Below are 15019 nucleotides of genomic sequence, written 5' to 3'. Positions count from 1 at the left end.
GCCCCTACGGCCGGCCGGAGACGACCCGGTCCCGGCCGGCCCGCTTGGCCGCGTACAGGTGGTGGTCCGCGTGCGACAGCAGGACGGCCGGGGTGACCGGGTCCTGCGAGGTGACCGTCACGCCGATGCTGGCGGTCACCGGCAGGGCGCCGGTGATCGGGACCCAGTCGTGGTCGCGGATGCGGTCGCCCAGTTCCGTGCACCGCCGCACCGCCTCGGCCAGCCCGGTGCCCGGCAGGACGAGCAGGAACTCCTCGCCGCCGAGGCGGGCCGCGAACGCCGGCTCCGGTGTCGCCTCGGCGAGCAGCCGGCCCACCTGCTGCAGCACCAGATCCCCGGCATCGTGCGAGAGGGTGTCGTTGATCCGCTTGAAGTGGTCGAGGTCCACGATCGCCGCGGCCAGCGGGCGACGGCGGGCCACCGCCTCGACCAGCAGGGCCGGCAGCCGCTCATCCGCGTAGCGCCGGTTGTGCAGGCCGGTCAGTGCGTCGCGGTGTGCCAGCTCGCGGAAGTGCTCGCCGAGCCGGCGGGCCTCCGTCGCCTCGAACACCGCCTGCAGCGTGCGGGCCTGCGCGTCGCGCTGCGCGGACTGCAGGTCGGCGAAGAAGCGGTGGAACGCGACGTGCGCCTCGTAGGCCTCGCGGTGCAGGCCCATCGCCGCGTAGAGCACGGCCTGCTGCTCGAGCACGGCGGCCTGCGCGCTGCGCAGGTCACGCTCCAGCGCCAGTCGCCGGACGTGGTCCAGGTCGGCCTGCGCGGTGGCGAAGCGCCCGGCCAGCCGGTGCGCCTCGTTCAGGGTCAGCAGGGCCTCGGGCAGGGCGGCGCCGGTGCTCTGCACGTACTCCTGGTTCTGGGTGAGCGGCCGCAGGATCTCCTCCACCGCCGGGTAGTCGCCCGCCGCGAGCCGGACCCGGGCCATCGTGATCAGCTGCGGGCCGTCCAGCGGGATGCCGCTGCGGTCGTGCAGCTCGGTCAGCTGCGTGACCGCCGCCGCCGCGGCCGCGTGGTCGTTCTGGTTGTTGGCGAGGTTCGCCAGGTTGCCGAGGATCATCAGCATCTGCTGCTGGTCGCCCATGGTCGCGGCGAGGTCGAGGGCCTCGCGGTACCGCCGGGCCGCCTCCTCGGGGGAGCCGCCGTCGCCGAGCACGACGGCGAGCGTCATCAGGTGCCGGACGCGGATCGCCGGCGGATCGTCGTCGGTCAGGTGCGCGACCGCCTGCACGGCGTTGCCGAGCGCGCCGGCCAGGTCGCCGATGTAGTAGTGGAAGTGGGTCAGCGTGCGGTGGCTGCAGGCCAGCACGTAGCCGTCGTCGTGCTGCAGCGCCCAGGCGTTGACCTGCTGGGCGAGCGTGCCGCCCTCGGCCGTGCGGCCTTCGCGCAGGGCGGCGTCCGCGCGGATCAGCCGGGCCCGGACGGCGGTCCGCTCGTCGCCGTCGCGCTCCAGCGCGGCGGCCGCGGCGGCGGTCGCCCGGAAGTCGGTTACCGGCCGCAGCTCCAGCTCCGCGACCTCGATGTTCACAAATAGCAATCTAACGGTCACGGGTCTCGCCCGGGCGCGAACCGCCTCGGCCGCACTTTCGTACGGACCGAGGATAAGTTTCGGGTACGGATCGAGAAGTTTCTCTTTATCGAGCCTTTCCTTTGTCCCGGAGCCTGGGTTAGCGTCGCCTCACGTAACACGGGAGACACATCGTGTTATTGAGACACGCGTCTATGCCTGGGTTCGAGTCGGGTCATGGGGAGGGTCGCGCATGCGTACCGGAATCTGGTTGGTCGGTGCACGCGGCTCCGTCGCCGTCACCTCCATCGTCGGCGCCGCGGCGCTGCGGGCCCGCCTCGTCGCGCCGACCGGCTGCGTCACCGAGCTGCCGGTGCTGCGCGGCCCGGCGCTCGCGGGCTGGTCCGAACTGGTCTTCGGCGGCCACGACATCGTCACCACCCCCGTGCTGAAGAAGGCCGACGCGCTCGCCGCCGCCGGGGTGCTGCCGGGCCGCCTCGTCGTCGCGCTCGCCGACGAACTCGCGGCGGTCGAGCACGAGCTGCGGCCGCTGCCGGCCGGCGAGACACAGGCCGCGACGGCGCACCGGATCTCGGCGGACCTGCGCGACTTCCGCGACCGCAACGCCCTGGACCGGGTGGTGGTCGTCAACGTGTCCACCACCGAGCCGGCCGCCGCGCCGCACCCCGCGCACACGGATCTCGCCGGGCTCACGGCCGCCCTGGCCGGGCCCGGCCCGGTCCTTCCGCCGAGCGCCCTCGCCGCGTACGCGGCCTTCACCGCCGGCTGCTCCTTCGTCGACTTCACCCCGTCGACCGGCGCGCGCCTGCCGGCCCTCGCCGAGCTCGCCCGCCGGCAGGCCGTGCCGTACGCGGGCAACGACGGAAAGACCGGGGAGACGCTTGTCAAGTCGGTGCTCGCGCCCATGTTCGCGTTGCGCAACCTGCGGGTCCGCAGCTGGTCCGGCATCAACCTGCTCGGCGGCGGCGACGGCGCCAACCTGGCCGACCCGGCCGCCAACGCCGCCAAGGTCGCCAGCAAGCAGCGGGTGCTCGGTGACGCGCTCGGATACCAGCCGGAGGGCACCAGCCGGATCGACCACGTCGCCGAGATCGGCGACTTCAAGACCGCCTGGGACCTGATCACGTTCGAGGGCTTCCTCGGCACCGGCATGCGGATGGAGTTCACCTGGCACGGCTGCGACTCCGCCCTGGCCGCTCCGCTCGTGCTCGACCTGGCCCGGCTCACCGCCGCCGCGCACCGCGCCGGGCGAAGCGGTCCGCTGCCCGAACTCGGCTTCTTCTTCAAGGATCCGCTCGGCGACGGCCCCTCCGCGCTGGCCGAGCAGTGGGCCGCCCTCGCGGCGTTCGCGGCGGGCCTGCGGCCGTGAAGGCGCCGCTGCGTACCCTCGTCGACCTGGTCCGCGCGCCGGCCGCGCTCTCCGTGCCCGGCGACGCGGTCGCCGGTGCCGCCGCGGCCGGCTCGCTGAGCCCGCGCACGGCGGGCCTGGCCGGCGCGGGAGTCTGCCTCTACTGGGCGGGTATGGCCGCCAACGACTGGGCCGACCGCGACCTCGACGCCGTCGAGCGCCCGGAACGCCCGATACCGTCCGGCCGGATCTCCGCACCCGCCGCGCTGGGCATCGCCGCCGGGCTCACCGCCGCCGGCCTGGGCCTCGCCGCCCGGTCGGGCGGCGCCCGCGCCCTGGCCGTGGCGGTGCCGCTCGCCGCCGCGGTCTGGGCCTACGACCTGCGGCTCAAGAACACCGCGGCCGGGCCCGCCGGGATGGCCGCCTGCCGCGCCCTCGACGTGCTGCTCGGTGCGAGCGCCGGCGACCCGGTACGGGCGATGCCGGCCGCCCTGGCCGTCGCGGCGCACACGTACACGGTCACCGAACTGTCCCGCCGCGAGGTCGCCGGCGGCGGCGGCGCGGCACTCCCCGCGGCCACCCTCGCCGCGACCGCCGGGCTGGCCGCCGCGGTCGCCGCGCGCGGCGGCACCGTCACCGCGGCGCTCGCCGGCGAGTACGCCACCAGCTACGGCCGCGCGCAGGCCCGGCTCCTCGCCGACCCCGCCGCGCCGCGGGTCCGCGCCGCCGTCGGCGCCGGCATCACCGCGCTGCCCGCGTTGCAGGGCGCGCTCGCCGCCCGGGCCGGCCACACCTGGGCCGGGCTCGCCGTCGCGGCCGCCGCCCCGCTCGCCCGGCTGCTCGCCCGCAAGGTGTCACCCACATGACCGCCCTGCGGTACGGCTACGGCACCAACGGCTTCGCCAACCACCGCCTGAGCGACGCCCTCGCCGTCGTCGCCGGCCTCGGCTACGACGGCGTGGCGCTCACCCTCGACCACGACCACCTCGACCCGTTCGCGCCCGGCCTGGCCCGGCGCGTCGCCGCGGCCGCCGACCGGCTCCGCGACCTCGGGCTCGGCGTCGTCGTCGAGACCGGCGCCCGTTACCTGCTCGACCCCTGGCGCAAACACGCGCCGACGCTGCTGCACGACGACCGCAAGGTGCGGCTCGACTTCCTGCACCGGGCCGTCGCCGTCGGCGCGGACCTCGGCGCCGAGGCGGTCTCCCTCTGGTCCGGCGTACGGCCGGACGGCGTCGACGACCGCACCGCCTGGCGCCGGCTGGTCGACGGCTGCGCCGAAGTCACGGCCGCGGCCACCGCCGCCGGGGTCCCGCTCGGCCTCGAGCCCGAGCCCGGCATGGAGGTCGCGGACATCGCCGGTTGGCGCCGCCTGCACGCCGCCCTCGGCGCGCCCGGCAGGTTCGGCCTCACCCTCGACATCGGGCACTGCCGCTGCCTCGAGCCCGTTTCCGTGCCGGACTGCGTGACCGCGGTCGCCACGCACCTGGTCAACGTGCAGATCGACGACATGCGGCGCGGCGTGCACGAGCACCTCGAGTTCGGCGCCGGCGAGATCGACTTCCCGCCCGTACTGCGGGCCCTGATCGACGGCGGCTACCGCGGCCTGGTCGCCGTCGAACTGCCCCGGCATTCGCACGCGGCGCCGACGGTCGCCCGCGAATCGCTGGCGTTCCTGCGAGCGGCCGAGAAGGAGGGACAGTGAGCGACTCGATGATCGACGAACTGCGCACCGCGCTCGCCGGCGTACCGCAGCGGGACTGGCTCGACGACGCGCTGGCCCGCGTCCGCGCCGACCCGGACGCGATCGGGCCGCTGTTCGCGCGGGCCGAGCGCAGGCTCGGTCGGCAGCCGCTGTTCCCGGACAGCCCGTGGACCGCCGGGCGGGCCGGGCGCGCGCTGCTGCTGGCCGAGGTGGCCGACACCCGGCGGACCACGACCCTGTACGAGCAGGGCGACACCGCCGAGCGGCTGGCGGTGCTCGCCGCGCTGCCGCTCATCGACGCCGGCCCCGAACTGGTGCCGCTGCTGCACGACGCGCTGCGCAGCAACGACGCCCGGCTCGTCGCCGCGGCGCTGGGCCCGTACGCCGCGCACCTGGACGCCGCGAGCTGGCGCCAGGGCGTCGTCAAGTGCGTCTTCATGGGCATACCGCTCAGCGCCGTCGACCGCCTCGACGAACGCGCCGACCCGCAGCTCGCCGCCATGCTCGGCGCCCTCGCGCAGGAGCGCGCCGCCGCCGACCGCCGCATGCCGCCGGACGCCCTCGCGCTGCTCAACCGGCTCACCGTCGCGAACCACTCGAGGAAGCAGGCCTGATGCGCATCTTCGACCCGCACATCCACATGAGCTCGCGGACCACCGACGACTACCGGGCGATGGCCGCCGGCGGCGTGCAGGCCGTCGTGGAGCCGGCGTTCTGGCTCGGGCAGCCGCGCACCAACCCCGGCTCGTTCGCCGACTACTTCGACTCGCTGATCGGCTGGGAGCCGTACCGTGCGGCGCAGTTCGGCGTCCGGCACCACGCCACCATCGCGCTGAACCCCAAGGAGGCCAACGATCCGCGCTGCCGCGGCGTGCTCGACCTGCTGCCGCGCTACCTCGACAAGGACGGCGTGGTGGCGGTCGGGGAGATCGGCTACGACTCGATGACCCCGGCCGAGGACGACGCCTTCGCCGTGCAGCTCGCCCTGGCCGTCGGGTACGAGCTGCCGGCGCTCGTGCACACGCCGCACCGCGACAAGGCGGCGGGCACCCGGCGCACCCTCGACGTCGTCGCCGAGTCCGGCATCGAGCCGGGCCGGGTGGCGATCGACCACCTCAACGAGGTCACGGTCGGGCTGGTCCGCGACTCCGGCTGCTGGATGGGCTTCTCCATCTACCCGGAGACCAAGATGTCGCCGCAGCGGATGGTCGAGATCCTCAAGACGTACGGCACCGAGCGGATGCTGGTGAACTCCGCCGCCGACTGGGGCCACTCCGACCCGCTGCTGACCGTGGAGACCGGCCGGGCGCTGCTCGCGGCCGGGTTCACCGCCGACGACGTCGACCGGGTGCTCTGGCGCAACCCGGTCGAGTTCTACGGCCAGTCCGGGCGCCTCGACCTCACCGACCGGTCGCCGGCGTCGACGTTCGCCGGCAGCTCCATCGCGCGGGGAGGCGGCTGATGCGGCTGCGGCACCCCGGCGGGCAGGTCGTGCACCTGTCGTACTGCACGAACGTGCACCCCGCCGAGGACTTCGCCGGGATCCTGGAGCAGCTGGACACGTACGCGGTGCCGATCCGCGAGCGGCTCGGCACCGACGTGCTCGGCCTCGGCATGTGGCTCGCCGCGCCGGTCGCGGCCGGGCTCGCCGCCGACGTCGCCGGCCGGCAGCGGCTGCGCCGGGAACTCGACGTGCGCGGGCTCGAGGTCGTCATGCTCAACGGCTTCCCGTACCAGGCGTTCCAGGCGCCCGTGGTCAAGCACGCCGTCTACCAGCCCGACTGGACCACCGCGCAGCGGCTCTCGTACACCCTGGATCTGGCCCGGGTGCTGACCGACCTGCTGCCGGCCGGCGCCGCGCGGGGATCGATCTCCACGCTGCCGCTCGCCTGGCGCGAACCGTGGAACCCCGAACGCGCCGACGCCTGCCGGCACCACCTCGACGAGCTGGCCCGCACGCTTGCCATGGGCGAACGGGACATCCGGGTCGCGTTCGAGCCCGAGCCCGGCTGCGTCATCGAGACCACCGCGCAGGCCGCGCACCTGCTCTCCGGCGTGGACACCAGCCGGCTCGGCGTCTGCCTCGACCTGGCGCACCTCGCCTGCGCCTGGGAGGAGCCGCGGGACGCGCTGCGCAACCTCGCCGGCGCGGGGCTGCCGATCGTCAAGGTCCAGGTCTCGGCCGCGCTCGCCAGCGCCGACCCGCGCGCCGACGCCGCGGTGCTGGGCGAGTACGTCGAGCCGCGCTTCCTGCACCAGACCCGCGGCCCCGACGGCCTGTCCGCCGACGACCTCGACGAGGCCCTCGCCGTGCCCGGCGGGCGTGACCAGCCCTGGCGGGTGCACTACCACGTGCCGCTGCACGCACCGCCCGTACCGCCGCTGCAGACCACCGTCGGGGTGCTCGCCGAGTCGCTGGCGCTGCTGGCCGGCGGCCCCGAGCCGCTCTGCGACCACTACGAGGTGGAGACGTACACCTGGAACGTGCTGCCGCCGACCTCGCGCCCCGGCAACCCGGCCGAGCTGGCGTCGGGGATCGCCTCCGAACTCTTCTTCGCCCGGGCCCAGCTCACCGCGCTGGGTCTCACCGCTCATCAGGGGGTCACGCCGTGAAGCCCGTGGTCGTACTGGACGTCGTCGGCCTCACCCCGCGGCTGCTGGACCACATGCCGCGCCTCTCCCGGCTCGCCGGCACCGGATTCTCCGCGCACCTGCGCACCGTCCTGCCGGCCGTCACCTGCACGGTGCAGTCCACGTTCCTCACCGGCGAGCTGCCGTCCGGGCACGGCATCGTCGGCAACGGGTGGTACTTCCGCGACCTGGGCGAGGTGCTGCTCTGGCGCCAGCACAACGCGCTGGTCGGCGGCGAGAAGCTGTGGCACGCGGCCCGCTCCCGCGCGCCGGGCTACACGGTGGCCAACGTCTGCTGGTGGTATGCGATGGGCGCCGACGTCGACTGGACGGTGACGCCGCGTCCGGTCTACCACGCCGACGGCCGCAAGGACCCGGACTGCTACACCGATCCGCCGGCGCTGCACGACGAGCTCACCGCGAAGCTGGGCACGTTCCCGCTGTTCAGCTACTGGGGCGCGAACGCCGGGCTGGCGTCCTCGGCGTGGATCTGCCGGGCCGCCGAACAGATCATGGCGGCCCACCACCCGGACCTGACCCTGGTCTACGTGCCGCATCTCGACTACGACCTGCAGCGCTACGGGCCCTCCGCCCCGCAGGCCGCCGCCGCGGCGGCCGAGCTCGACGCCACCCTCGGCCCGTTGCTCGACGCGGCGGCGGCCCGCGGCGCCACGATCGTCGTGCTCTCCGAGTACGGCATCACCGACGTGGCGCGCCCGGTCGACGTCAACCGGCTGCTGCGCGCCGAGGGCCTGCTGCGGGTGCACACCCAGGCCGGGATGGAGTACCTCGACCCCTGGACGTCCCGGGCGTTCGCCGTGGCGGACCACCAGATCGCACACGTCTACGTCCGCGACCCCGCCGACGTACCCGCCGTGGCGAAGCTCTGCGCGGTGCTGCCCGGCGTCGCCGAGGTCCTCGACGCCGGCGGCCTCGCCGCGCACGGGCTGGACCACGAGCGTTCGGGGGACCTCGTACTGGTCGCGGAGCCGGACTCCTGGTTCACGTACTACTACTGGCTGGACGACGCGGCCGCACCGGACTTCGCCCGGCTGGTGGAGATCCACCGCAAGCCCGGGTACGACCCCGCCGAGCTGTTCTTCGACCCGGCGGGCCCGGCGGCGGCGAAGGGGCGCGCCGCTCTGGCGCTGCTGCGCAAGAAGCTGGGCATGCGCTACCTGATGAGCGTCGTCGGCCTCGACGCCGGCGCCCGCGCGGTCCGCGGCTCACACGGGCGGCTGCCGGCGGACCCGCGCGACGCGCCCGTGCTGATCTGCTCGGACCCGGCCTTCGCCCGGGACGCGGTCGCCGCCACCGAGGTGAAGGACCTGCTGCTCACGCTGGCCGGGCTGCCGTCATGACCGTCGGCATGGCGCCGGAGACCGACGCGGCGGGCCTGGCCCGGCGCTGCGAGTCGGCGCTCATCTGCTACCTGGACCGGCAGCGTCCACACTGGCCCGACGGCACCCCGGCGGGCGTGCTCGACGCCGTGCGGCGGTTCGTGCTCGCGGACGGCAAGCGCCTGCGCCCGATGTTCTGCTACTGGGGCTGGCGCGGCGCGGGGCAGCCGGACGGCCCGGAGATCGTCGCGGCGGCCGCGGCGCTCGAACTGTTCCACGCCTTCGCCCTGATCCACGACGACATCATGGACAACAGCACGCTGCGCCGCGGCCAGCCGACCGTGCACCGCCACTTCGCCGACGTGCACACCCGGCACTCGTGGCGCGGCGAGGCCGTCCGGTACGGCCAGAGCGCCGCGCTGCTCTGCGGCGACCTCTGCGCGGCCTGGGCGGACCACATGCTGCACGAGTCGGGGCTGCCGGTCCACTGGATACACCGCGGTTACCGCCTCTTCACGGTGATGCGCACCGAGGTGATCGCCGGTCAGTACCTGGATCTGGTCTCGGGGGTGGGCGACGGGTCGGTGGCGGGTGCGCTGACCGTCATCCGGATGAAGGCGGCCCGGTACACGGTGACCCGGCCGCTGCAGATAGGTGCGGCCCTGGCGGGCGGCCCGGAGCGGCTGCAGGCGGCGTTGCAGGCGTTCGGCGATCCGCTCGGCGACGCGTTCCAGCTGCGTGACGACGTGCTCGGCGTCTTCGGCGACCCGGCCGTGACGGGCAAGCCGGTGGTGGACGACCTGCGCGAGGGCAAGCCGACGGCGATGGTCGCGATGGCCCGCGACCGGGCGGACCGGGCGCAGGCCGCCCGGATCCGGGAGCTGTTCGGCGACGCGCAGCTCGACGACGCGGGCGCCGCCGAGCTGCGCTCGATCATCACGGCGACCGGGGCCCGGCAGGGCATCGAGGAGCTGATCTCGCTGCGGGCGGCGGAGGCGACGGCGGCGCTGACGGACGCGCCGCTGACCGGTGAGGCGCGGGCCGCCCTCGCCGACCTGGCCTCGTCGGTGGTGGCTCGGCACCGCTGAGACTTGCGCCGGCCCGCCCTCATTCACGCCGTTGCCTGGCGCATCGACGGCGTTGCTCCTGGTCAGCCGGGGAGTTGTCCGGTCCAGGTGCCGGTGGCGGCGTAGGCGACGCAGGTAACCCAACGGCTGTCCGCATAGACCGATTCGGCCGGGAATTCGTAGAACATCTCGCCGTTGGAGAACTGGCCGATCCCGTAGCCCGGGAACTCGCGGCGACAGCGGTTCTCGGCCGCCGCGTCGACCTTCGTGTCTCCTGGATAAGGCCAGAGTTTGAGGTCGAACACCAGGTACACCTCGGCCTGGTGTGGCTTGTGGCACGCAATCTTGGACATTTCCGCGACGGCGAGTTCAGGGTCGAGGCGCAGAATGCACTCGCCTTCGGCAGCGTTCGCCGGCGCGATGGGCGGAGGGCTGGACGGCGTGCCGGACGGTGGGCCGCCGGTGGCCGTGCCCGCGGCGCCCGACAGGTAGCCGGACACGGTGACTATCAGCACCAAGGCCAGGGCGATTCCCCACAAGGCCGACAGGCAGATCCCCGCGATGGCCAGTCCCAGCCCTCGCCCGCCGCGCCGGGAGATCTGCGCGATGGCGATGATGCCGAAGACGACGCCGAAGGCAGCACCAAGGCCGACGATGCCGCAGACCAAGGAGGCCACGGCGAAGCCATTGAGGCCGGGAGCCGGCGAACCGGGTGGCCGTTGCTGCAGCGGCGGCACCGGATAGCCGGGGAGTCCCTCGTTCACAGCCGGCACCGTACCGGAAGTTTGATCTCAGGTGGGGCGACGAGGCATGCGTGATGTTCCCGTCAACGCTCACCGACGACAACAAGGTGAAGGTGCGGGTCGGCGAGGAGACCCGGGCCGTACCGCCCATCAACGGCGATCACGTTGAAATAGGGTCGGCCGGGTGAGAACGATCTCCGTAACGACACCCGAGGGCGCAGATTGGAACGTCCGCGTCGTGTGGGCGCCGCGCTGGCGGGTGCGGTCCCGCATGACGACCCTCCTCGTCCGTTCCTCAGCTCCTCGTGCGCAGGCCGTCGAAGGCGACGATGGTGACGGCGTCGGCGAGCTCGGCCGCGCCGCCGCGCCGCGGGCGGTACCACTCGATCAGTGAATTCACCATGCCGAACAGCAGGCGGGCGGCGGTGGCCGCGTCCACATCGTGTCGGATGGCGCCCTCGGCCTGTGCCTGTTCGACCAGCTTGGTGACCTTGGCGTCGAAGACCCGGCGGCGCAGCAGGGCCTGCTGCTCCACCGCGGTGTTACCCCGCACCCGCAGGAGCAGCGTCACGTACTCCAGGCGCTCGGCCAGCACCAGCACGCTGTTGCGGATGAGCATCTCGAGGCGGTCGATGGCGGCCGTCTCCTCCCGCTCGACCTCGGCCATCGCGTCGTCGAGGCCGTCCAGCGCCTGGTCGACCGCGATCCGCAGCAGCTCCTGCTTGCCGGCGACGTGGTGGTAGAGGCTCGACTTGGTGATGCCGAGCCGCTTCGCGACGTCGTCCATGCTGGTCGCCTCGTAGCCGCGCTCGTTGAACAGCCGTACCGCGGCCGCGAGGACCGCGCCGAGGTCGTGGCCCGGCCGGCCACGCCGCGGCCGGACGCTCGGCGCGGCGCTTTCGGGCACCTCGTGCGCGGCGGTGCGCACACCGTTCTCATGAGCCATATTTTCCTCCGGCTCCCGCCCGGGCTTGATTACCGACCGATCGGACGGTAAATATGGGGTACAGCCAACCGCACAGGAGCGCCGATGACAACCCCCGCCGAGTTCTACGAGACGCACCGCGAGCTGCTCGACAAGGCGATCGAGGCGGCCGCCACCCGTGACTACTGGTCGGCGTACCCCGAGTCGCCCAGCAAATCCGTTTACGGCGAGGACGCAGCCCCCGCCGGCGAGCGGGCGTTCCAGGCGCTGCTCGGTGCCGACTTCCCGATCGAGGTGCCCGGCGCGACCGGCACCGTGGCCACCGAGCGCTCGCCGTACGGTATCGCCCTCGACGTCCGTTATCCCAAGGGCGACCCGGCCGAACTGGTCGCCGCCGCCCGCGCCGCCATGCCGCGCTGGCGCGCCGTCGGCCCGCAGGGGCGGGCCGGGGTGGCCGCCGAGATCCTGCGCCGCGTCAACGGCCGCATCTTCGAGCTGGCGCACGCCGTGCAGCACACCACCGGCCAGGCGTTCGTCATGGCCTTCCAGGCCGGCGGCGCGCACGCGCAGGACCGCGGCCTGGAGGCCGTCGCGGTCGCCCTGGCCGAGTCGACCCGCATCCCGGCCACCGCGATCTGGGGCAAGCCGCAGCGCGGCACCGACCCGCTGCGCCTGGCCAAGACCAGCACCGTCGTCGGCCGCGGCGTCGCGCTCGTCATCGGCTGCAACACGTTCCCCACCTGGAACGGCTACCCCGGCCTGTTCGCGAGCCTGGTCACCGGCAACGCCGTGATCGTGAAGCCGCACCCCGGCGCGGTCCTGCCGCTGGCCATCACCGTGCAGATCGCCCGCGAGGTGCTCACCGAGGCCGGCCAGGACCCCAACCTGGTGACCCTCGCCGTCGAGGAACCCGGCGACGGCATCGCCGCCACCCTCGCCACCCACCGCGACGTGCGCATCGTCGACTTCACCGGCTCGAGCGAGTTCGGCAACTGGCTCGAGGCCAACGCCCGCCAGGCGGTCGTCTACACCGAGAAGGCCGGCCTCAACACCGTCATCGTCGACTCCACCGACGACTACAAGGGGTTGCTGCGCAACCTGGCCTTCTCCCTGTCGCTCTACAGCGGCCAGATGTGCACCACGCCGCAGAACCTGCTCGTGCCGTCGGGCGGCATCGAGACGGACGCGGGCCACCGCAGCGTCGACGAGTTCGGCGCCGACCTCGCGACCGCGCTGGACAAGCTGCTCGGCGACCCCAAGCGGGCGGCCGGCACCCTCGGCGCGATCGTCAACGACGGCGTGCTGGCCCGGCTGGCCGAGGCCGGCGGCGCGCCCGGCGTCATCCGCGCCTCCGCGGCGGTGACCGACGAGGGGTTCCCGGGCGCCACCATCCGGACGCCGGTCGTGCTGCGCATCGACGCCGCCGACGAGAAGACCTACACCCGCGAGTGGTTCGGGCCGATCTCGTTCGTCATCGCCACCGGCTCCACCCGGCACAGCCTCGAGCTGTTCACCGAGACCGTCCGGGACCACGGCGCGCTCACCGCGTCGGTCTACTCCACCTCGCCGGAGGTGCTCGAGGCGGCCCGCGAGGCGGCGCTCGAGGCCGGCGTGCATCTGTCGCAGAACCTCACCGGCGGCGTGTTCGTCAACCAGACCGCCGCGTTCAGCGACCTGCACGGCACACCGGCGAACCCCGCCGCGACCGCGTCGCTGAGCGACTCGCACTTCGTCACCGGCCGCTTCTTCACGCTGCAGTCGCGCCACCACGTCGCGGAGCCGGCCGATGCCTGAGGCCTACCTGGTCGGCGGCGCCCGCACCCCGCAGGGAAAGTACGGCGGCGCGCTCGCCGGCGTGCGCCCCGACGACCTGGCCGGGCTCGTCGTCGCCGCGGCCGTCAGCCGCGGCGGCGTGCCCGGCGAGGCGGTCGACGAGGTGATCCTCGGCGCGGCGAACCAGGCCGGCGAGGACAACCGCAACGTGGCGCGGATGGCCGTGCTGCTCGCGGGCCTGCCCGACGCCGTGCCCGGCTACACCGTCAACCGGCTCTGCGCCAGCGGCCTGACCGCGATCGTCTCGGCCGCACAGGCGGTACGCAGCGGCGAGGCCGACGTGATCGTGGCCGGCGGCGTCGAGTCCATGACCCGGGCGCCGTGGGTCATGGCCAAGCCCGGCACGCCGTGGGCGCGCCCCGGCGAGGTCGTCGACTCGTCGCTGGGCTGGCGCTTTACCAACCCGGCGTTCGCCGCGCACGACCGCGGCGCCGGCACCGGTCCCGAGGACCGCCGGGTCACCCTCGCCATGGGTGAGACGGCCGAGGAGGTCGCCGCCCTCGACGGCATCACCCGCGCCGAGAGCGACGCCTTCGCGCTGCGCAGCCACGATCGGGCCGTCGCGGCGATCGACGCCGGCCGCTTCGACGCCGAGATCGTCGGTGTGCCGGTCAAGGACGGCCAGGTCACCACCGACGAGATCCCGCGCCGTGGCGGCAGCCTCGAGAAGCTGGCCACGCTGCGCCCGGTCTTCCGCGCCGGCGGCGTGGTCACCGCCGCGTCGTCGTCGCCGCTCTCCGACGGCGCCGCCGCCGTCGTGGTGGCCAGCGAGGCGGCGGTCAAGCGCTACGGCCTGACCCCGCGCGCCCGCATCGTCACCTCCGCCAGCGCGGGCGTGCCGCCGCAGATCATGGGCCTCGGCCCGGTGCCCGCCACCGAGAAGGCCCTCGCCCGGGCCGGCTGGGGCGTCGGCGACGTCGAGGCGGTCGAGCTCAACGAGGCCTTCGCCGTGCAGTCCCTGGCGGTCGTCCGGCGGCTGAAGCTGGACGAGGAGCGGGTCAACGCCGACGGCGGCGCCATCGCGCTCGGCCACCCGCTCGGCTGCTCCGGCGCCCGCCTGACCGTCACCCTGCTCGGCCGGATGGAGCGCGAGAACGCCCGCCGCGGCCTCGCCACGCTCTGTGTCGGCGTCGGCCAGGGCGTCGCCATGCTGGTGGAGCGCGTCTGATGACGCCGCACGCCACCATCGCGGTGGAGGAACTCGACGACCGGGTGGTGGTGACGCTGCGACGGCCGGAGGCCCGCAACGCCATCAACGCGGCGATGATCCGCGAGCTGCACGAGGTCTGCGCCGGCCTCGAGGAGAACCCGAGGCTGCTGCTGCTCACCGGGGCCGGCGGCGTGTTCGCCGCCGGCGCCGACATCGCGGAGCTGCGGGCCCGCGGCCGCGACCAGGCGCTGCAGGGCATCAACAGCCGCCTGTTCGACCGCATCGCCCGGCTGCCGATGCCGACGGTGGCCGCGGTCGACGGCTACGCGCTCGGCGGGGGAGCGGAGCTCGCCTACGCGTGCGACATCCGGCTGGCCTCGCCGGCGGCGACGTTCGGCAACCCGGAACCGGGCCTGGGCATCCTCGCCGCGGCCGGCGCGACGTGGCGGCTGCGCGACCTCGTCGGCGCCTCGGTGGCCAAGCAGGTCCTGCTCGCCGGCCGTCGGCTCACCGCCGAGGACGCCTGGCGGCTCGGACTGGTCGCCGAGGTCGTGCCCGCGGACGACCTTCTCAAGCGGGCGCACGCGTTGCTCGACCGGATGACGCGTTCTTCAGCGTTGGCGCTGCGACTGACCAAGCTGGTCACCGACGCGCCGGGCGGCCACCCGGTCACCGACGATCTCGCTCAGGCGATCCTATTCGAGTCCCAGGAGAAGCACACCCGCATGGACGCCTTCCTGTCCGGAGAACGGTCGTGA

General features: G+C 74.1%; 14 protein-coding genes. 11 read left to right on the top strand and 3 right to left on the bottom strand.

Annotated features, from left to right (window positions below):
- Positions 1-4 precede the first annotated feature (4 nt).
- Complete coding sequence (locus AB0B58_RS22250) at positions 5-1519, bottom strand: GGDEF domain-containing protein (protein ID WP_360226500.1); 1515 nt, start codon at positions 1517-1519, stop codon at positions 5-7.
- Positions 1520-1751: 232 nt separating this feature from the next.
- Between AB0B58_RS22250 and AB0B58_RS22245 the strand changes: the two genes are divergently transcribed.
- The 8 genes from AB0B58_RS22245 to AB0B58_RS22210 are packed head-to-tail and all read left to right on the top strand — an operon-like array spanning position 1752 to position 9631.
- Complete coding sequence (locus AB0B58_RS22245) at positions 1752-2888, top strand: inositol-3-phosphate synthase (protein WP_360226497.1); 1137 nt, start codon at positions 1752-1754, stop codon at positions 2886-2888.
- Positions 2885-3733, top strand: a complete 849-nt coding sequence (locus AB0B58_RS22240; protein ID WP_360226494.1) for an SCO3242 family prenyltransferase — start codon at positions 2885-2887, stop codon at positions 3731-3733. Before AB0B58_RS22245 ends, AB0B58_RS22240 begins: the two co-directional genes overlap by 4 nt.
- Entirely contained in the window at positions 3730-4572 is an 843-nt protein-coding gene (locus AB0B58_RS22235) for a sugar phosphate isomerase/epimerase family protein (protein ID WP_360226491.1), read from the top strand. The genes AB0B58_RS22240 and AB0B58_RS22235 overlap by 4 nt, the downstream gene beginning before the upstream one ends.
- Positions 4569-5186: an EboA domain-containing protein gene (locus AB0B58_RS22230; protein ID WP_360226488.1), complete on the top strand. Its 618-nt coding sequence runs from the start codon at positions 4569-4571 to the stop codon at positions 5184-5186. Before AB0B58_RS22235 ends, AB0B58_RS22230 begins: the two co-directional genes overlap by 4 nt.
- Positions 5186-6034, top strand: a complete 849-nt coding sequence (locus AB0B58_RS22225; protein ID WP_360226485.1) for a TatD family hydrolase — start codon at positions 5186-5188, stop codon at positions 6032-6034. The genes AB0B58_RS22230 and AB0B58_RS22225 overlap by 1 nt, the downstream gene beginning before the upstream one ends.
- On the top strand, positions 6034-7185 hold the full coding sequence (gene eboE, locus AB0B58_RS22220) for a metabolite traffic protein EboE (RefSeq protein ID WP_360226482.1): 1152 nt from the start codon (positions 6034-6036) through the stop codon (positions 7183-7185). The genes AB0B58_RS22225 and eboE overlap by 1 nt, the downstream gene beginning before the upstream one ends.
- A complete protein-coding gene (locus tag AB0B58_RS22215) occupies positions 7182-8564 on the top strand; it encodes a nucleotide pyrophosphatase/phosphodiesterase family protein (protein ID WP_360226479.1) in 1383 nt (460 codons plus the stop codon). Before eboE ends, AB0B58_RS22215 begins: the two co-directional genes overlap by 4 nt.
- Complete coding sequence (locus AB0B58_RS22210) at positions 8561-9631, top strand: polyprenyl synthetase family protein (RefSeq protein ID WP_360226476.1); 1071 nt, start codon at positions 8561-8563, stop codon at positions 9629-9631. The genes AB0B58_RS22215 and AB0B58_RS22210 overlap by 4 nt, the downstream gene beginning before the upstream one ends.
- Positions 9632-9693: 62 nt before the next feature.
- Here AB0B58_RS22210 and AB0B58_RS22205 read toward each other — a convergent pair whose 3' ends face one another.
- Together AB0B58_RS22205 and AB0B58_RS22200 are read right to left on the bottom strand one after the other, a co-directional pair.
- Positions 9694-10374 carry a DUF4190 domain-containing protein gene (locus AB0B58_RS22205; protein WP_360226473.1) on the bottom strand — a complete coding sequence of 227 codons (681 nt, stop codon included), beginning with the start codon at positions 10372-10374 and terminating at the stop codon, positions 9694-9696.
- A 274-nt stretch (positions 10375-10648) separates the two neighbouring features.
- Complete coding sequence (locus AB0B58_RS22200) at positions 10649-11299, bottom strand: TetR/AcrR family transcriptional regulator (protein ID WP_360226470.1); 651 nt, start codon at positions 11297-11299, stop codon at positions 10649-10651.
- 84 nt (positions 11300-11383) lie between these two features.
- Between AB0B58_RS22200 and paaN the strand changes: the two genes are divergently transcribed.
- Genes paaN through AB0B58_RS22185 form a run of 3 tightly spaced genes read left to right on the top strand, consistent with a single transcriptional unit; the run spans position 11384 to position 15019 of the window.
- On the top strand, positions 11384-13072 hold the full coding sequence (gene paaN / locus AB0B58_RS22195) for a phenylacetic acid degradation protein PaaN (RefSeq protein WP_360226467.1): 1689 nt from the start codon (positions 11384-11386) through the stop codon (positions 13070-13072).
- The gene (locus AB0B58_RS22190; RefSeq protein ID WP_360226464.1) at positions 13065-14279 is read left to right on the top strand and encodes a thiolase family protein; all 1215 of its coding nucleotides are present in this window, start codon (positions 13065-13067) and stop codon (positions 14277-14279) included. The genes paaN and AB0B58_RS22190 overlap by 8 nt, the downstream gene beginning before the upstream one ends.
- Entirely contained in the window at positions 14279-15019 is a 741-nt protein-coding gene (locus tag AB0B58_RS22185) for an enoyl-CoA hydratase/isomerase family protein (protein WP_360226461.1), read from the top strand. The genes AB0B58_RS22190 and AB0B58_RS22185 overlap by 1 nt, the downstream gene beginning before the upstream one ends.

Source organism: Actinoplanes sp. NPDC049118 (assembly GCF_040648555.1).
Lineage (GTDB): Bacteria > Actinomycetota > Actinomycetes > Mycobacteriales > Micromonosporaceae > Actinoplanes.
Note: the sequence above shows the minus strand (reverse complement) of the source record. Positions and strands in the feature narration are given on the sequence as shown.